Source organism: Methanofollis tationis (genome assembly GCF_013377755.1).
In the GTDB taxonomy this organism is placed as follows: Archaea; Halobacteriota; Methanomicrobia; order Methanomicrobiales; family Methanofollaceae; genus Methanofollis; species Methanofollis tationis.
Genome location: NZ_JABXWR010000001.1, coordinates 1,146,445 through 1,162,703, shown reverse-complemented (window position 1 = coordinate 1,162,703; position 16,259 = coordinate 1,146,445). Strand labels below are relative to the sequence as shown.

General features: G+C 59.1%; 23 protein-coding genes. 14 read left to right on the top strand and 9 right to left on the bottom strand.

Annotation, left to right across the window (positions count from 1 at the left end):
- Window positions 1-6: 6 nt before the first annotated feature.
- The gene (locus tag HWN36_RS06085) at window positions 7-396 is read right to left on the bottom strand and encodes a winged helix-turn-helix transcriptional regulator (protein ID WP_176788536.1); all 390 of its coding nucleotides are present in this window, start codon (window positions 394-396) and stop codon (window positions 7-9) included.
- A gap of 135 nt (window positions 397-531) precedes the next feature.
- Here HWN36_RS06085 and HWN36_RS12145 point away from each other — a divergent pair, with 135 nt between their 5' ends.
- The 3 genes from HWN36_RS12145 to HWN36_RS06075 all read left to right on the top strand — a co-directional run bounded on the left by HWN36_RS12145 (window position 532) and on the right by HWN36_RS06075 (window position 2,194).
- Entirely contained in the window at window positions 532-810 is a 279-nt protein-coding gene (locus HWN36_RS12145; RefSeq protein ID WP_343044939.1) for a permease, read from the top strand.
- 122 nt (window positions 811-932) lie between these two features.
- On the top strand, window positions 933-1,748 hold the full coding sequence (locus tag HWN36_RS06080; RefSeq protein WP_281361636.1) for a permease: 816 nt from the start codon (window positions 933-935) through the stop codon (window positions 1,746-1,748).
- A gap of 26 nt (window positions 1,749-1,774) precedes the next feature.
- Window positions 1,775-2,194, top strand: a complete 420-nt coding sequence (locus HWN36_RS06075; RefSeq protein WP_176788535.1) for a hypothetical protein — start codon at window positions 1,775-1,777, stop codon at window positions 2,192-2,194.
- 384 nt (window positions 2,195-2,578) lie between these two features.
- Here the strand turns inward: HWN36_RS06075 and HWN36_RS06070 are convergent, their stop codons facing one another.
- Window positions 2,579-3,190, bottom strand: coding sequence for a V-type ATP synthase subunit D (locus HWN36_RS06070; protein WP_176788534.1), 612 nt, complete (start codon window positions 3,188-3,190; stop codon window positions 2,579-2,581).
- Window positions 3,191-3,516: 326 nt separating this feature from the next.
- Between HWN36_RS06070 and HWN36_RS06065 the strand changes: the two genes are divergently transcribed.
- From HWN36_RS06065 to HWN36_RS12305, 8 genes are all read left to right on the top strand, one after another.
- A complete protein-coding gene (locus HWN36_RS06065) occupies window positions 3,517-3,819 on the top strand; it encodes a metalloregulator ArsR/SmtB family transcription factor (RefSeq protein ID WP_176788533.1) in 303 nt (100 codons plus the stop codon).
- Window positions 3,809-4,138 (top strand): arsenite efflux transporter metallochaperone ArsD, encoded by a 330-nt coding sequence (gene arsD, locus HWN36_RS06060; protein ID WP_176788532.1) that lies wholly within the window; start codon window positions 3,809-3,811, stop codon window positions 4,136-4,138. Before HWN36_RS06065 ends, arsD begins: the two co-directional genes overlap by 11 nt.
- A complete protein-coding gene (locus HWN36_RS06055) occupies window positions 4,135-4,464 on the top strand; it encodes a carboxymuconolactone decarboxylase family protein (RefSeq protein WP_176788531.1) in 330 nt (109 codons plus the stop codon). The genes arsD and HWN36_RS06055 overlap by 4 nt, the downstream gene beginning before the upstream one ends.
- On the top strand, window positions 4,461-6,299 hold the full coding sequence (gene arsA / locus HWN36_RS06050; protein WP_176788530.1) for an arsenical pump-driving ATPase: 1,839 nt from the start codon (window positions 4,461-4,463) through the stop codon (window positions 6,297-6,299). Before HWN36_RS06055 ends, arsA begins: the two co-directional genes overlap by 4 nt.
- Window positions 6,283-6,699 (top strand): YlbF family regulator, encoded by a 417-nt coding sequence (locus tag HWN36_RS06045; protein ID WP_176788529.1) that lies wholly within the window; start codon window positions 6,283-6,285, stop codon window positions 6,697-6,699. Before arsA ends, HWN36_RS06045 begins: the two co-directional genes overlap by 17 nt.
- 1 nt (window position 6,700) lies before the next feature.
- Window positions 6,701-6,901 (top strand): halo-CC-star protein HcsS, encoded by a 201-nt coding sequence (hcsS, locus tag HWN36_RS06040; RefSeq protein ID WP_176788528.1) that lies wholly within the window; start codon window positions 6,701-6,703, stop codon window positions 6,899-6,901.
- A 20-nt stretch (window positions 6,902-6,921) separates the two neighbouring features.
- Window positions 6,922-7,995 (top strand): ACR3 family arsenite efflux transporter, encoded by a 1,074-nt coding sequence (arsB, locus tag HWN36_RS06035; protein ID WP_176788527.1) that lies wholly within the window; start codon window positions 6,922-6,924, stop codon window positions 7,993-7,995.
- 108 nt (window positions 7,996-8,103) lie between these two features.
- On the top strand, window positions 8,104-8,700 hold the full coding sequence (locus HWN36_RS12305; protein ID WP_176788526.1) for a transposase: 597 nt from the start codon (window positions 8,104-8,106) through the stop codon (window positions 8,698-8,700).
- Here HWN36_RS12305 and HWN36_RS06025 read toward each other — a convergent pair.
- The 7 genes from HWN36_RS06025 to HWN36_RS05995 all read right to left on the bottom strand — a co-directional run bounded on the left by HWN36_RS06025 (window position 8,616) and on the right by HWN36_RS05995 (window position 13,594).
- Window positions 8,616-9,158 (bottom strand): SAM-dependent methyltransferase, encoded by a 543-nt coding sequence (locus HWN36_RS06025; RefSeq protein WP_176788525.1) that lies wholly within the window; start codon window positions 9,156-9,158, stop codon window positions 8,616-8,618. The two genes, HWN36_RS12305 and HWN36_RS06025, sit on opposite strands and share 85 nt — an antisense overlap.
- Before the next feature lie 195 nt (window positions 9,159-9,353).
- Window positions 9,354-9,815, bottom strand: coding sequence for an aspartate carbamoyltransferase regulatory subunit (gene pyrI / locus HWN36_RS06020; protein WP_176788524.1), 462 nt, complete (start codon window positions 9,813-9,815; stop codon window positions 9,354-9,356).
- Complete coding sequence (gene pyrB / locus HWN36_RS06015; protein ID WP_176788523.1) at window positions 9,812-10,708, bottom strand: aspartate carbamoyltransferase; 897 nt, start codon at window positions 10,706-10,708, stop codon at window positions 9,812-9,814. Before pyrB ends, pyrI begins: the two co-directional genes overlap by 4 nt.
- Before the next feature lies 1 nt (window position 10,709).
- Window positions 10,710-11,435: a methyltransferase domain-containing protein gene (locus tag HWN36_RS06010; protein WP_176788522.1), complete on the bottom strand. Its 726-nt coding sequence runs from the start codon at window positions 11,433-11,435 to the stop codon at window positions 10,710-10,712.
- Window positions 11,432-11,776, bottom strand: a complete 345-nt coding sequence (locus HWN36_RS06005; RefSeq protein WP_176788521.1) for a nascent polypeptide-associated complex protein — start codon at window positions 11,774-11,776, stop codon at window positions 11,432-11,434. Before HWN36_RS06005 ends, HWN36_RS06010 begins: the two co-directional genes overlap by 4 nt.
- 2 nt (window positions 11,777-11,778) lie before the next feature.
- Entirely contained in the window at window positions 11,779-12,255 is a 477-nt protein-coding gene (locus HWN36_RS06000; protein ID WP_343044938.1) for a PUA domain-containing protein, read from the bottom strand.
- Window positions 12,200-13,594, bottom strand: coding sequence for a single-stranded-DNA-specific exonuclease RecJ (locus HWN36_RS05995; RefSeq protein WP_176788519.1), 1,395 nt, complete (start codon window positions 13,592-13,594; stop codon window positions 12,200-12,202). The genes HWN36_RS06000 and HWN36_RS05995 overlap by 56 nt, the downstream gene beginning before the upstream one ends.
- A gap of 82 nt (window positions 13,595-13,676) precedes the next feature.
- On the opposite strand from HWN36_RS05995, the gene HWN36_RS05990 reads away from it, so the two are divergent.
- From HWN36_RS05990 to HWN36_RS05980, 3 genes are all read left to right on the top strand, one after another.
- A complete protein-coding gene (locus tag HWN36_RS05990; protein WP_176788518.1) occupies window positions 13,677-15,083 on the top strand; it encodes an NAD(P)H-hydrate dehydratase in 1,407 nt (468 codons plus the stop codon).
- Window positions 15,076-15,546, top strand: coding sequence for a cyclic pyranopterin monophosphate synthase MoaC (gene moaC, locus HWN36_RS05985; protein ID WP_176788517.1), 471 nt, complete (start codon window positions 15,076-15,078; stop codon window positions 15,544-15,546). Before HWN36_RS05990 ends, moaC begins: the two co-directional genes overlap by 8 nt.
- 105 nt (window positions 15,547-15,651) lie before the next feature.
- Window positions 15,652-16,242 (top strand): 50S ribosomal protein L15e, encoded by a 591-nt coding sequence (locus HWN36_RS05980; protein WP_176788516.1) that lies wholly within the window; start codon window positions 15,652-15,654, stop codon window positions 16,240-16,242.
- Window positions 16,243-16,259 lie beyond the last annotated feature (17 nt).

Here is a 16,259-nt window from a genome sequence, read left to right as displayed (position 1 = left end):
GGATTGTCAACGGGCTTTGTCTAACTTGTTCCTTTTCTTTGAGTCACGGCTAACAATTTCATCGTCGTCAATCATCGGGATCTTCATATGCTCGATCGCCCAGTCGCAGAGCGCATCGAGAAGCGGGATGATCGTCATCCCCAGCGGTGTGAGGGAATATTCAACCTTGGGCGGGACCTGGTTGTAGACCTTCCTATTGATCACACCATCCTCCTCAAGTTCGCGGAGCTGTTTGGTGAGCATTACATCCGTTATGCCGGGAATTGACCGCCGCAGATCGCTGAATCGCAGTAATCGTTTTCGCAGGAACCATATGATCAGCGGTTTCCATTTCCCGCCGATCACATCAAGCGTGCCCTCGACCGGGCATAAATAGCAGGAGGGATCTTTCATCATACGGTTTCAACTATGATTTTGTGTAGTATATACGATTCGAATTAGTATCCCATATAAATTTAGTGCTGGCAGAGATTTATTGGAATTAATCCTGGCTTGCACACCGCCGGAGATTCCTAACCTAATGGTGAAACCGTGTTACAAGAACAACTGACTATCGCATTCAATGAATTTGTCCATGTTGCCGTCGTGCTCGTGATCCTTATCGCTGTTATCGCGATTCTCACCGGTATCGTGCGTGAATATGTTCCACAGGAGAAGATCCAGAAACGCCTCGGGAGCGGCCTCGGGAGAAAAGGGCCGGTCATCGGGGCGCTCCTTGGGATAATCACCCCGTTCTGCAGCGCATCGATGATACCGATCTCGATGGGAATGATAGAGTCAAAAGAGGACTTCGAAAAACCCCTCGATTAATCCAGGCCACATATAAATGATTTATAACTGACGCATCTCAGGTGGGGAGTTAATCGAAATCCTCAAAAGTACCCTTCTCAACCGTGCTCGCATTTTTATTCTCTGCACCAGTGTGCAATTTCATGGTCGTGGGAATCATCTTCGGGGTCTTCGGCTGGCAGATCGCTCTCGTCTATTTTGTCGTGACCCTCGTCATGGCGATTATCGGCGGAGCGTTCCTCGGCAGCACCCGGCTGAGCCATGAGGTCAAGGAAGTGATGTTTGCGGTCGAATCGTCCTGTGCATCATCTGCTCCGGCACCGGCATCCGCATGTGGGTGTTCTGCCGGGGTGCAGCAAATGGAATACGACATTTTACCGTGCAGTGCATCTCCGGCACCGCTCGCTTCGGGATGTGGGTGTTCCGCACCGGTTACAAAACCGGTTTCGACATGCTGTGAACCCGTGGTTCCATCGTCCGCGTGCTGCGGCTCGACATCACCCGCCGCTGAATATGAGCGAGGAAGTTTCTGGGAACGCAACCGTCCCCGTATCGCCCGAAGCATGCCGTTTGCCCGGGCACTCTTTGTAAAGATCATCCCCTATGTGCTCATCGGTGCAGCGATCAGCGGCATCATCGCGGCGTTCGTCCCGGCATCGCTTGTCGAGACCTACGTGGGCAACTCGAATCTCCTCGCAATCCCGATCGCAGCAGTAATCGGGGTTCCGCTCTACCTGAGAATCGAGATGGCGATCCCGCTGCTTTCTGTTCTTCTTACGAAAGGCATGAGCCTCGGTGCGGCAATGGCCCTCCTCATCGGCGGGACCGGCGCGAGCCTGCCGGAGATTGCTATCCTGGGCTCCATGCTCAGACCCAAAGCCATCGCAGCCTATGTCCTCTGGGTGTTCGTCACGGCAACCCTGGGCGGTTTTGTCTTCTATGCGTTGTTTGTCGGATGATTGTGTGGTAACGGGGTGATGAGGAAATGACCGGACAGAAAAAGGGGCAGAACAGATCCAATGAGGCCGGAGAGTCCCGGTGCCCGGCTTCCAGCCTTTTAACACAGGGGGGGATACGCGGGTTCGCCCGTACCGTGATCTCCTGCTGCCCCTATACGATGCTTGCGAAGAAGATCCTGCGGTTGCTGAGGGGTGAGACCGGAACACTCCCGGATCAGCTCACGAACCGGGAGATCCACCTGAAGAGCAATATCAGAATCGGGTACGGTATCATGCTTGTCGGGATCTTCTGCCCTATCTTCTGGTTATCCCTGCTGGCCGGTGCAAGAGGGGACGAACTCATGTTCAATGCGATCCACTCGTTTCTTGTTTTCCTGTTCGGCCTCGGGTTCATGATCGCATACCGGATCCAGCTGGGAAGGGAATTCGCGGGTACAAACCGATGATGCCACCGGTCCTGAAGGTATTTGCTCCCTGTATTGCCGGGGCGGCGTTCCTCTTCATTGTCAACGCGGTCGTATCGGGTAGCGGCTGGTTGCTGCCGACTGTCGTTATCGCTGGTATCGGCTGCATCACAGCGGGAATCATTGTCATGAACGATAAGAGAAACCGGTAACCATTTTGTTGCGTGGCCTATGGTAAAAAATCCAATACAAGAAAGCAAAATGAGATCTGACGAACGACAGGCAAAAAGCCTGATGAAGATCGGTGCCGGCCTTGCTCTTTTCGGATTGGTCTGTCCGTTCTTCTGGATAAGTCTGTTCTCGGGAGATTCTCCTCACGAGACGTGGGTGTACGGCCTTCATTCACTCTGCTTCATCGTTATAGGATCAATCCTCGTGGGGAAGGGATGGTATGATATCAAACATCTTGGAGCTCCGGTAGATCGTCAGAGCCCCTGAGGATATTTTCTTCACAATTGATCCGAAAGCGCGAGGTATCTGCAGGAACCGGCAGATTCGCACTTCAGTCCATACGGTTTTCTTCTTTTTGATCAGGAACAGCCGGTTGAACTCCTCCCGTTTGTCACGCATCGATTCGATAGTTCTTTCGCGTGCCCTGAGTTCCGGTAACAGCATCTTCTCCAAAGCATTCACCCTCCGTGTCAGGGTCGCGATCTCACGCATCAGCAGGAGCACCTGCATACGCACCCCGGCCATTTTAATGATCTCGTCAACCATCTCCTCGCAGGCATCGGCAGCATCGTCGATGACGCTGGATGTGCCGACCAAACCGTAACCCCGTTCGTCAAGGCTCCTGGCTACCTTGACCGGACGGAATTGCGGGAGAGCGAGCCCGACAAAGTTCTGATATTCCACAATAACGGACGGGTGCTCCTCAACGGAAAACGCTGCGAGCGTGACACCGGCCGTCCCTGCCATGATAAGCGCGGCCGTCAGTTCTTCCCCGGCTTTCCGGTATTGCGCCTCCATTCTGGTCATAGCGGGGTTTGAGCGTGCTGACTCGTTTCACCAGTTCAAGCAGCACGGCATCCCGCCTTATTTCAGCAGCCGGTGCGCCCGCTCCGCAAGACTGATCTTACGCCGGACTGCGAGCAGCTCGGCACGGGTCGGAAGCACCGTCCGTCCGGATCCTGTCATGTCCCTGACCTCCCAAATGACCCCCGGTGCCGGAAAGAACAGGTGCGCAGAGTCCAATTAGCGACCATCTGGTTCATAGGATGAGGTATCTCCGGATCTGTTCAGGTACCGGTAGTTTTCTACCAGAGCGGACATATTTATATATATGAATATACAAATATGTTGTTGTGCAAGGGCGGATTAAACTGTTAAAAGCTCTCGCCGATGAGACGCGGATAACGATCGTACAGTGCCTGATGGATGGCGAACGATGTGCATGTGCCATCGTCCCGGCCGTTGGGAAAGCGCAGCCAACAGTGTCACGGCACCTCAGAATTCTGGAGGAGGCCGGGGTTCTGGAGTCAAGGAGGGCCGGTGTTAACATCTGGTATAGAATCCGGTCGAAACAGACGATCCAGATTATGGAGATTCTTGGCATTCAGAAAATCGAGACTGAGGTAACCTGTGAGGAATGTGAACATGACGAGTGATACCGTGATAATATACGAAGGCGCATTGTGCTGCTCAACAGGGGTATGCGGCCCTGAACCGGACAAAGAACTCATTGAGTTTAATGAAACAATGACGAAACTAAAAAGAGATTATCCTGATCTGGAAACACGGAGGGCGAGCCTTACCTTCAACATTGATATGTTTCTGGAAAACGAGGAGATCTATCAGATGGTGAAATCACAGGGACCCGAGATTCTTCCTATTACCACGCTCAACGGGAAGATCGTCGCCCAGAAAAAATATCTGGGATATGAAGAGTTTCAGAATATTCTCACCGGGGGAGGGGATCAGGAATGACGAATGACACCGCATCACGGAGCCGGTTCACCGATGAAGTGAAAGAACTGGTCGCAATTGGTGCAGCAGTCGCTGGAAATTGCGAGAAGTGTTTCGAACACCATTATCAAAAGGCAAAATCGCTGGGCGTTTCCCACGAGGATATGTTAAAGGCAGCCACTCTTGGAAAAGCAATCAAAGAAATGCCGGCAAAGGCAGTATCCAGCCTTGTCAGGGACCGCCTGGTCGCGGATGCACCAATGTCAACGTCCGACCTTCCTCAGGATTCAGTGCTGATTAACGGCATTCCTGGCAATCGGGAAGCAGACGAAACGAGGGACGAATGATCAAAAATCTGGTGATTCCACAATCCGGTGCTCCCCGATTTATTTTCTTTAGCGGAAAGGGCGGTGTCGGCAAAAGTACCATGAGTTGTGCGACAGCAGTGTGGCTGGCAAAGAACGGGTACAAAACATTGCTTGTCACCACAGATCCAGCACCGAATTTATCAGATATCTTCGGTCAGAAGATCGGCCACAGGATTACGGAGATCCCCGGCGTCGATAACCTCTCGGCGATTGAAATAAACCCCGATGCCGCTTCGCAGGAGTACCGGGACCGTATCATCGCCCCCCTCGAAGGATTTCTGGACGAACGGAATGTACAGGGAATACGGGAACAGCTTAACAGCCCCTGTATCGAGGAAGTCGCTGCATTTGACAAATTCATCGAATTCATGGACAAACCGGAGTACGATGTGGTCGTCTTTGATACCGCACCGACCGGCCATACCCTGCGACTGCTGGAACTTCCGAGTGGCTGGAACAGCGAACTTGAAAAGGGGGGTGCAACCTGTATCGGGCCCAGCGCGTCGTTGCAGACAGCGAAAACCAAGTATGAAAAGGCCATTGCCGCTCTTCAGGACGAGGCGAAGACCTCGTTTGTCTTTGTCCTCAAGCCGGAGCGGTTGTCCATCTTCGAGACAAAACGAAGTATCAGCGAACTCGAGCAATTGGGGATTAAAACAAGTTTCCTCGTGATCAATGGTGTGTTACCCGAAGAAGTGGTCACGGATGAATTCTTTAAAAAGAGGTGGAACCGGGAGCAGGAGATCATCGAGGAAATTAACCATGAATTTCTGATGGAAAAAATTCTATACCCACTCAGGAACACCGAAGTCTCCGGTATTCTCCTTCTTGATAGGGTGGGGGAGTTCCTGTACGAAGGGAAAGAAGAGATCCAGGAGCCCGTTATCATGGAGCGAGCTGAGGCGGCAGCTCCGGCGGTCGTGCATGACGAGCGCGAGGTTCTTGCCCTCCTCACTCCAAAAAAAGGTACGAGATACCTCTTCTTTACAGGAAAAGGCGGGGTGGGAAAGAGCACCATTGCCGGTGCGACGTCGATCTATCTGGCAGAAAAAGGTTATCGGACACTGATACTCACCACCGACCCTGCTTCACACCTGCAGGTTATTTTCGGTCAATCGCTCGGAAACGAGCCGACGAAGATCAACGGTGTCGAGAACCTCTACGCAACACAGATCGACCAGAAAAATGCGTGGAACGAGTATAAAACAAGAATACTTGATGCCGTTAAGGATGAGGGGCAGGAGACGAAGAAAGCGGTGGAAGAGGATCTGAACTCACCCTGTGCGCAGGAGATGGCTGTGTTTGAAAAATTCATGAGCTATTTCGAATTACAGGGGTTTGATATCATCATCTTCGATACCGCGCCGACAGGACACACGTTACGGCTGCTGGAGATGCCGTCGGACTGGAAAGGCTTCATCGATCTGGGAACGCTGACCAAAAAGACCTCGGACGCCACCACAGACAAGTATGCCCATGTCATCGACACGATGAGAGACAGGGAGGCCAGCACCTTTGTTTTTGTGATGTATCCTGAATACACGCCCATCATAGAAGCATGGAGAGGAGTTGAGGATCTGCATGATCAGGTCGGTATTGAATTGGGCATGGTGGCAATCAACTACCTGCTTCCCAGGAATTATGGGAACAACAGTTACTTTGCCGACAGAAGAAAGCAGCAGGAAAAGTATCTGCACCTGATACGTGAAAAATTCCCGGTGCCCCTGCTGGGTGTGCCTCTTTTCGTAGAAGAACTAAATGGTGTCGAGTCTCTCAAAGGAATGAGGAGAGCCATCTATGGAGAGGAAGCCTGAACAAACAACCGATGTCACCAGGAGGCTGAAAATGGAAGATCAATCAACAGGCCAGAACGAGCTGGAGTCCCAGGTAAAAGCATTCGCTCAAGCGATTCTCGAATCTGAAGAATATCGCACTTTCATGCACTGCAACGAAAATCTCGAGAGAAATCAGGAAGCACGGAATCTGTTACTTCGATACCAGCGAAAACAGACAGAACTGCAATGGGCTGGCTATGATGCCGCTACGCTTGATGAATTAAAAGATCTGCAAATGAAAGTAAAAAATGATGAAACGTTGACGAAGTTTTTCAGTTCGCAGGCGGCACTTGTCGACCTTCTTAAACGTTCAAATGATCGGATAAGTGAAAAGATCGGGCAGACGTTTGCTCAAAACCGTCGGGGGGGGTGTTGTTAACATGACCGTCGAAGAACACGAGGTTTTAGCAAGAGCAGAGATACTTGGAGAGGCCTTACAACAGTTAAAGGATGAAAAGGACCCCGGCGAATTTATCCGCCTTTTGACCGAATGCAACACGATGATCCGGCAAATTACCGGCATCGATTACGGGGGCGTATGTGCACCTGCCGGCGGCTGTGATTGCGGCGGCAAGTGCTGATCATTACCAGGTGATCATGCATGACTATTACAAAACAACTCTCTTTTCTTGACCGGTACCTGACCCTCTGGATCTTCCTTGCCATGGCCGTCGGTATTGGTATCGGCTACTTCGCGCCATCAGTACCGTCTGTAATCACCGGGCTCTCGGTCGGCACCACCTCGATCCCGATCGCGATCGGGCTCATCCTGATGATGTACCCGCCGCTTGCGAAGGTTAAGTATGAAGAACTCCCGAGGGTGTTCAGGAACACAAAGGTGCTCGGCCTCTCGCTTGTCCAGAATTGGATCGTCGGACCGGTCCTGATGTTTGTCATCGCGGTTATCTTTCTCCGGGACCAGCCGCTCTTCATGTACGGCCTGATCCTTGTCGGGATTGCACGGTGCATCGCAATGGTCATCGTCTGGAACGATCTTGCGGAAGGCGACTGCGAGTACTGTGCCGCCATCGTGGGATTGAATTCGCTGTTCCAGGTTTTCTTCTATTCGGTGTATGCCTGGTTCTTCATCACGTACCTGCCGCAGATGCTGGGGATCGCAGGAATTACCGTCAACATCACAATGCTCCAGATCGCTGAGAGTGTCCTCATCTACCTTGGCATCCCGTTCATCGCTGGACTGCTCACGCGGTACGCCCTGCTCCGCGTGAAGTCGAAAGAATGGTATGAGCAGGTCTTCATCCCGAAGATCTCGCCAATCACGCTCATCGCCCTGCTCTTCACTATCATCGTCATGTTCTCGCTCAAGGGCGAGTACATCGTGAACGTACCCTTCGATGTGATCCGGGTCGCGATCCCGCTTCTCTTCTACTTCGTCATCATGTTCTTTGTGAGTTTCTGGATGTCCTGGAGGATCGGGGTTGACTACCAGAAGTCGGCGTCACTCTCATTCACGGCAGCTTCCAACAACTTCGAACTCGCGATTGCAGTTGCTGTCGCCGTCTTCGGGATCGCCTCACCGGCAGCTTTTGCCACCGTAATTGGACCTCTCGTGGAAGTGCCGGTCCTGATATCGCTGGTGAATGTCTCGCTTTGGCTCAGGAAAAAGTGGTATGGCGGAGAGAGAGGAGGGACGTGCAACACGTCGCTGACTTAAAGAGAGGGTTTTATGATATGGTTCTGCCTACGGACGCAGGGGACGTTTCGGAGAGAATCTATGAGGTGATCCTATAATTATAAGGTCTCTCAGATAAAACCTGGAATCATGGCATTCCGGGAAATTGACGATGATATCTGGGAGATTGTTCAGAAATACATCCCCCCAACGAAGCCGCATATTGGCAGACCCCGGTGTGACCCCCGCGGGCTGATCAACGGCATCCTGTACGTTCTGACCACTGGATGCTCCTGGCTCGATGTGCCGGCGAAATACGGCACCAAATCGACGGTTCACCGGTACCACCTCATTGGGAGAGGGATAGTCCCGCTCCGTTTCTGGATCCCGCCTCTGCCTTCCCGGTCCAATCGCATGCGGTGGTCCGGGGGTAAGAGCCCCCGGCAGGCAGCGTTGGGAAGGCAGTTGATCGAGAGGGAGGCGGCGGGGGGCTGGCAGCCCCCCGGTCCCCCGCTGATTGCGATTGGTGCGAAGATGGAAAATCTCTCTGGCCTGCCCTTCCATCATCTGTCAGGGCAATCATGTGTGGGGTCCGGGAGTACGAGCCCCTGGCCAGGAGAGGCACACCCATCAGGAACTGGTGTCCGGGAACCCGCCGCGTATCACTCCGCCCTGAACTCGCCCATGATCCGCTGCATCCACTCGGGGACAGAAACACCGTCCCGCGGGAAGGACTCACCCACATAGGGTTTGATGTCCAGGACCGGGCTTTTGTCGATGGCGTCCAGGCCGGAGACGGTCAATGTGGTGCCGTCCCGCCCCCACAGGCGGACCACGGTCATCAGCACCGGGTTGGGGCGTGCCGGGCTGCAGGTGGAGAAGATGCCCTGCAACGGGTAATCGGTGCGGCCGACCGGGTGGACGTGTTTTAAGGACCGGGCCGCATCGGTGATCCCGTGCCCCCAGTAGAGCACCACGATGTGGGAGTAGTCGTCGATGCCGTCGAGGAGATCGGAGAGGTCTTCTCTGATGACGATCTTCGAACGCGCATCAGACGCCTGGTTGAACTTCTTCAATGCAGCCTTCGGCCCGTCGTTCACCTTCAGGCCGTCGCTGTCTGCGACGAGCAGAGGTGCTGCAATGTCGTTCCTGACGATCCCGATGGGTGTGAGCGTGATCGTTCCTGATGAGGGTGCGTGTTCCATTTTTTTTATCTCCTGGTGCTCGATGCGGCTCTTTTGCCCGCTGGATGGTGAAAGCAATCACTCAATTGTCCCGGTCTCGTGATAGGTGTTGTGGAGTGTGCAAGGTCGATCTCGATAAAAACATAGACCTATCAGAAACCGACCTCAGGGTACTCGCCCTGTTTTGCGATTCAAAAGGGCCGAAAAAAGAAAAATTCAGATAATATGCCCGGCGATGTCCTCGGTAAGGTACCAGTCGCAGTAGAGGCAGTGGAGCCCCTTTGCCGTCACCTCGAACCGGCTCTGGACGGGCTCTCTCGTATTGGTGATGCAGCCCGGGTTCGGGCACCTGATGACGCCGCGGAGGATCTCCGGGATCTCGACGCCCTTTTTATCGCAGACCAGGTAGTTCCTGATGATGTTGATCGTGGCGTTCGGGGCGATCAGGGCGATCCGGTCCACCTCCTGCTTTCGGAGCTCCCGGTTCTCGATCTTGACGATGTCTTTTCTCTCCGATTTCCGGCTCACCACATTCGTGGCGACGGAGAGGCGCTCCTCGGTCGTCCCGGTGATCCCCAGGATGCGGAGCACATTGAAGGCCTCGCCGGGCGTGATGTGATCGATCACCGTCCCGTTCCGGATCGGGCTGATCTGCAGGCATCTCGGCTCGCCGCTCATCCGATCACCCCCAGCAGGAGGGCCATCCTGATCGGGATCCCGTTTCTCGCCTGCTCGAAGTAGCGGGCGTGCGGGAGGGCGTCGACGCCCGGATCGATCTCGTCCACCCTGGGCAGGGGGTGGAGGACGATCATCTGTTCCCGCGCCCGCTCCAGGAGTTCGGGGGTCACCCGGTAACTGGAGGCGACCGCATAGTACGAGGCGGTGTCAGGGAAGCGCTCGCGCTGGATCCGGGTGACGTACATCACGTCCAGGCTGGCGGTGAACTCCTCGATGTCGTCGTGCCTGACCACCTCGACGCCGCGGTCCTTGAGCCCCTCCATCACGTTCGGGGGCATCTCCAGGCTCTGCGGGGCGAGAGTGTGGATCGTTACGTTGAACTCGGTGAGGGCGTAGGCGAGGGAGTGGGCGGTCCGCCCGTAGCGGAGGTCGCCGAGGAGCCCGACGTCGATCCTGTCGAGGGGCATCGCCTGCCTGATCGTGTAGAGGTCGATGAGGGTCTGGGACGGGTGCTGCCCGGCGCCGTCGCCGGCGTTGAGCACCGGGACCGAGGAGAACTCGGCGGCAAGCCTGGCCGCCCCTTCTTTGGGGTGGCGGAGCACGATGGCGTCGGCGTAGCCGCTCACCACCCTGATCGTGTCGGCGAGGGTCTCGCCTTTCACGACCGAACTCGCCTCGACGCCGCCCATGTCGATGGAGGTCCCGCCGAGGCGGGCCATCGCCGCCTCAAAGGACATCCTGGTCCTGGTGGACGGTTCGAAGAAGAGCACGCCCAGGATCCGGTCGTCCAGGGCGTGCCGGTCGTAGGTGCCGGCGTCGATCGCTTCGGCACGGTCGAGGAGGGTCTCGATATCCCTCTTCTCGAAATCCTTGATTGAGATGATATGCCGCATCTTACCGCCTTGCGATGGTGATATAGCCCGAATGCCCGACCCGGGTCGAGGGACGGGTGCCGCGGCTCCCCCGCGTCATCTCCCGCTCCATGCATTCGTAGGTGTGCACCTCGGAAAAGAGGTTTGCGGCCGCGTCGTAGGCGGCCGACATCTGCTCGATGAAGGGCGTGTAGCAGGCGAGGTAGCCGCCCGGCCTGAGGAGCCGGTAGGCGTGGGCGATATGCTCCTCCCGCACCCCGAGGTCGAGGTGGACGACGTCGTACTCCCCGTCGGCCTCGAGGACGTCGCAGGCCCGCACCTCGACGTTCTCGAGCCCGGCGTCCCTGATGTTCTTCTCGGCCTTCTTCGCGAACTCCGGGCGGACCTCGCAGGTGACTACCCGGCGGGCGATGCCGCCGAAGTAGATCGCCGCAATCCCGCTGCCGGTGCCGGCGTCGAGGACGTCGTCGTTCCTGTTCATGCCGGTGTAGGCGATGACCATCCCGATGTCCTTCGGGAGCATCGGGGCGCCGGTCCTGGAGGCATGCGCAAAAAAGTCGGTCGCACGGGGGCGGCGGACCACGAACTCCCTGCCCAGGTGGGTGGCGATGATCCCGCCGTAGTCCATGCCGACGAGGCTGGCGAGGTCGAGCATGCCGAGGTCGGTGGAGAGGGTGCCCTCCCCGGCGCGGACATAATATTCTCTCGTCCCGAGGACGAGGACCAGGCGCTCCCCCTCCTCGATCATGCAGCGGTCAGACGCAGGATCGCCCCGGCAATGTCGCCGCCGGTGGCCTTCAGCGCCTCCCGTGCGGCCTCTGCCGATGCGCCGGTCTGCTCCATCACGAGCCTGACGTCGTCTTCCGGGATCTCGAGGGCGGCGGGCTCGAACCGCGCCTCGCCGGTGATCTGGTAGGTGGTGACGCCCTGCATGATCGTGGCGACGACCTCGGCCCCGTCGAAGACGTAGGTGCCGGTGCCGGTCTCGATGACGACCCGGTGGACGTCCTCGATCGTCTCCATCTCCATGCCGAGCTGCTTCATCATCTGCTTCATCTTTTTCGGGTTGATTTTACCGCCTGGAAACACGCTTACTTTCCTCCTTTTCTAACGTTTACCGCTACTCCGTAATTAAATGCCAGCATTTCCGCACCCGAGAGCACGGCCTCGCCGGTGGCGATCACTTCGTCGCCGTCCCTGACCAGGATCACCTCGTCGCCCGGCCTGATCTCGGGGTCGGCGGCGGCGATATGCTTTGCAAAGGCGTTCTTGCCCTGGGCGATATACCCGGCGACCTCCTCTGCGATCCTGACCCGGTAGGCCGGGGCCGGCATCGCTGCCGCAAGGCGGCGGGCGCCCTCGATCCCGAGGGTGAAGCGCCCGTCCTGGGCCCGCAGGGTGACGATCCGCTCCTCGCCGATCATCACCTGACGGACGCGGCGGGTTTTGGAGCGCACATACCTGCAGCCCGGCGGGAAGAGGGCTGCGCCCGCTCCCCTGCCGAACTGGAAGTCAGCGATTGCCCTGACCTGCCGCTCCGCGCTGTCTTTTGATGCACCTGTCAACACGCTGAACAAACTCCTCTTCTGCTGTTTTTGGAATATATGCCCCGGCTGCGACGGCATGGCCGCCTGCGGCGCCGCCGAAGGATCCTGAGGCCTCGATGAGTGCCTCCTGGAGATCGATGCCGCTGCCGACCATCCGCTCGGTCGCCCGCATCGAGACCTTGGTGAGGTCGGGATCGTCGGGGAGGGTGCACATCACCAGGATCGGCTTATCGCGGTTGAGCCGCGATAAGGCCATCCCGGCCCCGATGCCGACGATCGTGTCAGGGAACCTGTCGCCGACATGGATGTACTGGACGGCGTCGAGCTCGGTCACCCCGGTCTCCAGGATATGGTTCAGGAGTTCCCTGATCACCGCCCGGTGGTGGGTGAGCATGTGCCCGGCCTCGCGCACAGCCTCGCCCCGGTCGCCGGCGCAGATGGCGTTCCCGACCTCGGGGCGCGCCCAGCGCCCGCAGGCGTTGAGCAGGGTCGAATACTCGGCGGCGTTGCGCAGCGCCGTCTTCTCGGCCTCGTCCGGGAAGAGATAGACCTCGGCGCAGAGCCGGTCGGCCCGGCCGCCGTGGGCGACCACCTGCTCGGCAAGGGCCGAGGCGATCGCCTGCCGCTCCTCCCCTGAAAGGTCTTCCCAGACCCGCCACTGCCCTTTGCGCGTCCGTTCGGGGACGCCGAGGCGGGCGAGCAGCCGGCGGGTGCCGGGCAGGCTGTTCGTGATCCCCTCGATATGGGGGTCGTCGCTGTAGGCGAGGCAGTTTGCAAGCGGCCGCGTCGAGATGCCGTAGCAGTTGAGGTCCTTTCTCGCCTCGACGTTGCCGTACTCCACCCCGTCGTCGACGATCTGCCGCGCCGGCCCGACGAGCCCGCAGTCCTCCCGCGCCATCATGTCGCCGACGTTCCCGATCACGGCGAGCTTGGCAAGGTCCCGGTTGTCGGCGTCGATCGCCTGCGCCACCAGGTACGCGGCGCCGGCGGCGGAGAACTTCGCGTGGCCGTACGGCAGGGCGTTGACCTGCAGGTACGGGGTCTCCACGTCCTGCGTGACGTGGTGGTCGACGATCACCACGCGGTCATCTTTCAGCCCGTGCGCCTCCAGGAGGTTCTGCTGCCCGGCGCCGAGATCGGCGAAGACCTTGAGGGTGTCGTCCTGCGGGACGCGGTGCATCATCAGGGGCTCGAGCTGCCGCACGAAGACCGGCACCGCCTCGATCCCGGCGCGCGTGATCGCCTGCATCAGGATGGAGAGGCTGGTGATCCCGTCGGCGTCGATATGCGAGATGACCGTCACCCGTTCGGCCTCGCAGATGCGTCCGGCCGCCGCCCTGACGTCGCCCTCAAGACTCATTCCCTTTCAGGTCGGCACCTGATCTGATATAACCGACCCATCGGTCAAAAACTATCTATCGCTCTGATGCATAGGTGCGGATATGCAGGATCTTCTCTCCCCGGACCTGGTGGAACTCGCCGCCTTCTGCGAGAGCGGCGTCATCTCCCCTGAGCGGATGCGCGCCGTGGACCGGAACGCCGCCGCCCTCGGCGTCTCCGGCCTCCGGCTGATGGAGGCGGCCGGTCTCGCCCTCGCCTGTGCGGTGCGGGAGTCCGCCCCCGAACGGGTGCTCGTCCTCTGCGGCCGCGGGAACAACGGCGGGGACGGCCTGGTCGCCGCCCGCCATCTCCAGGACCTGACGGTCGATGTCGTCGTCCCGGCGTGCGGCTCTGCCACCCCTGAGTTCCTCGCCCAGCGTGCGGCCCTCTGCCACTGCGCCGTCGCCGTCCACGAGGTGGCGGTGCCGGCCGGGGTGGAGGCGCTCGCCCCTCTCTTCGATCGGGCCGACGTGATCGTCGACGCCATGCTCGGGACCGGCGTTGCCGGGGCGGTTCGCGAGCCCATCGCCGCGATGATCGGGCGTGCGAACCTGAGTGCCGCCCGGATCGTCGCCGCCGACGTCCCGACGCCCGGGATGCGCTCAGACCTTGTCCTCGCCTTCCACCGTCCCAAGGCGCCCGGGGTGCGGGCGGCCGGGATCGGGATCCCCCTCGCTGCCGAGGTCTTTGCCGGGCCGGGCGACCTCCTCTGCCTGCGGCCGAAATCGCCCTCGGCACACAAGGGGGCGGGCGGCGAGGTGCTCGTCGTCGGCGGCGGGCCGTACCAGGGTGCGCCGTTCCTGGCCGGGATGGCGGCGCTCAGGGCCGGGGCCGATATCGTCAGGGTCGCCTCGCCGGCATACGTCCCCTGCCCCGACCTGATCCACGTCCCCCTCGCCGGTGCCGCCATCGGGCAGGAGCACCTGGAGGTTCTTCTCCCCCTGGCCGAACGGGCCGACGTCGTCCTCTGCGGCAACGGCCTTGGCACCCGGAGCCATGCAGTGGTGGAGGCGCTCGCCCGGGTGGCACCCCGCCTGGTGCTTGATGCCGACGCCCTCCGCATGCCCCTCCCTGTCGGGACGGCGACGATCTACACCCCTCATGCCGCCGAGTTTGTCCGGATGACCGGTCGCTCCCTTTCGGAGAGCCTTGCTGACCGCGCCCGCACCGTGCGCCACGCTGTCCCTGCCGGGGCGGCTGTCCTCCTCAAGGGCGCGATCGACATCGTCTCTGACGGCGAACGGGTCAGGTTCAACCGCACCGGCTGCCCCGCGATGACCGTCGGCGGCACCGGCGACATCCTCGCCGGGGTGGCCGCCGCCCTTTTCTGCAGGCTTTCCGCCTTCGATGCGGCGTGTGCCGCGGCATATGCGAACGGCCGCGCCGGCGAGGCGGCAGCAGGGGGGAGGGACGCCGGGATGACCGCAACAGAGATGCTCCTCCATATCCCAGAAGTACTCTATGGTTGAGTTCACCCATATCGCCGACGACCGCGCCCGCATGGTCGATGTCTCGGCAAAGCCCGATGTCGTCAGGGAAGCGGTCGCCGCCGGCAGGATTTATCTGCGGCCCGAGACCCTGGAGGCGATCCGGTCCGGGACGACGATCAAGGGGAACGTCCTGGCCACCGCCCGCGTCGCCGCCACCCTCGCGGTGAAGGACACGCCCAGGATCATCCCGATGTGCCATCCCCTCGCCCTGGGCGGGGTGGAGGTGGAGTTCGGCGAGGTCGAGGGCGCCATCGAGGCCATTGTCAGAGTCCGCTCATATGGTAAGACCGGGGTCGAGATGGAGGCCCTGACCGGTGTCTCCGCGGCGCTTCTCACCGTCTGGGACATGGTGAAGTCGGCTGAGAAGGATGCGGACGGCCAGTACCCGCACACCCGCATCGAGGGCATCCGCGTGATCGAGAAACGGAAGGGCGCGGCCTGACCGAGCGATTAATATCTCTCTGGAACATACCTATACAGACCTGCGGGATCAGTCCCGTGAAGGAATGTGGCGCGAAACCAGCGCTGAACCTGAAGGTGATAATCAATGGCAAAGTCAATGTATGCCTACGTTCGCGAGGCATGGAGAAACCCGGCTGAAACCGGGGTCAAGTCCCTCCTCTGGGAGCGGATGCAGGTATGGCGGCGCGAAGGCTCGGTTGTCCGCCTCGACCGCCCGACCCGTATCGACCGTGCGCACACCCTCGGCTACAAGGCGAAGCAGGGCGTCATCGTCGTGCGGGCCAGCGTCCGCCGCGGCGGTCGCAGGAAGTCCAGATACGTGCGCGGTCGCAGGACCGCACGGATGGGCATGCGCCGGATCACCGCCGGCAAGAGCATCCAGCGGATCGCCGAGGAGCGCGCCTCGAAGAAGTACCCGAACATGGAAGTGCTCAACTCCTACTGGGTCGGTCAGGACGGCCGTCACAAGTGGTACGAGGTCATCCTGGTCGACGGCAGCCACCCCTCGGTGATGAGCGACCCTCAGCTCTCCTGGATCGGCAATGCCAACCAGCGCGGCCGGGCCGAGCGCGGCAAGACGATGGCCGGGCGCAAGGGTCGCGGTCAGCGGCACAAGGGCATCGGCACCGAGAAGACCCGCCCGAGCATCCGCTCGCACGCGAACCGCGGAAAGTAACCATCTCCCCATTTTTT

Bases quoted from the DNA above. Each gene is read 5' to 3' on its own strand.
- HWN36_RS06085 (WP_176788536.1), bottom strand. From the start codon at position 396: ATGATGAAAGATCCCTCCTGCTATTTATGCCCGGTCGAGGGCACGCTT.
- HWN36_RS06080 (WP_281361636.1), top strand. From the start codon at position 933: ATGGTCGTGGGAATCATCTTCGGGGTCTTCGGCTGGCAGATCGCTCTC.
- HWN36_RS06075 (WP_176788535.1), top strand. From the start codon at position 1,775: ATGACCGGACAGAAAAAGGGGCAGAACAGATCCAATGAGGCCGGAGAG.
- HWN36_RS06070 (WP_176788534.1), bottom strand. From the start codon at position 3,190: ATGACCAGAATGGAGGCGCAATACCGGAAAGCCGGGGAAGAACTGACG.
- arsD (WP_176788532.1), top strand. From the start codon at position 3,809: ATGACGAGTGATACCGTGATAATATACGAAGGCGCATTGTGCTGCTCA.
- HWN36_RS06055 (WP_176788531.1), top strand. From the start codon at position 4,135: ATGACGAATGACACCGCATCACGGAGCCGGTTCACCGATGAAGTGAAA.
- arsA (WP_176788530.1), top strand. From the start codon at position 4,461: ATGATCAAAAATCTGGTGATTCCACAATCCGGTGCTCCCCGATTTATT.
- HWN36_RS06045 (WP_176788529.1), top strand. From the start codon at position 6,283: ATGGAGAGGAAGCCTGAACAAACAACCGATGTCACCAGGAGGCTGAAA.
- hcsS (WP_176788528.1), top strand. From the start codon at position 6,701: ATGACCGTCGAAGAACACGAGGTTTTAGCAAGAGCAGAGATACTTGGA.
- arsB (WP_176788527.1), top strand. From the start codon at position 6,922: ATGACTATTACAAAACAACTCTCTTTTCTTGACCGGTACCTGACCCTC.
- HWN36_RS12305 (WP_176788526.1), top strand. From the start codon at position 8,104: ATGGCATTCCGGGAAATTGACGATGATATCTGGGAGATTGTTCAGAAA.
- HWN36_RS06025 (WP_176788525.1), bottom strand. From the start codon at position 9,158: ATGGAACACGCACCCTCATCAGGAACGATCACGCTCACACCCATCGGG.
- pyrI (WP_176788524.1), bottom strand. From the start codon at position 9,815: ATGAGCGGCGAGCCGAGATGCCTGCAGATCAGCCCGATCCGGAACGGG.
- pyrB (WP_176788523.1), bottom strand. From the start codon at position 10,708: ATGCGGCATATCATCTCAATCAAGGATTTCGAGAAGAGGGATATCGAG.
- HWN36_RS06010 (WP_176788522.1), bottom strand. From the start codon at position 11,435: ATGATCGAGGAGGGGGAGCGCCTGGTCCTCGTCCTCGGGACGAGAGAA.
- HWN36_RS05995 (WP_176788519.1), bottom strand. From the start codon at position 13,594: ATGAGTCTTGAGGGCGACGTCAGGGCGGCGGCCGGACGCATCTGCGAG.
- HWN36_RS05990 (WP_176788518.1), top strand. From the start codon at position 13,677: ATGCAGGATCTTCTCTCCCCGGACCTGGTGGAACTCGCCGCCTTCTGC.
- moaC (WP_176788517.1), top strand. From the start codon at position 15,076: ATGGTTGAGTTCACCCATATCGCCGACGACCGCGCCCGCATGGTCGAT.
- HWN36_RS05980 (WP_176788516.1), top strand. From the start codon at position 15,652: ATGGCAAAGTCAATGTATGCCTACGTTCGCGAGGCATGGAGAAACCCG.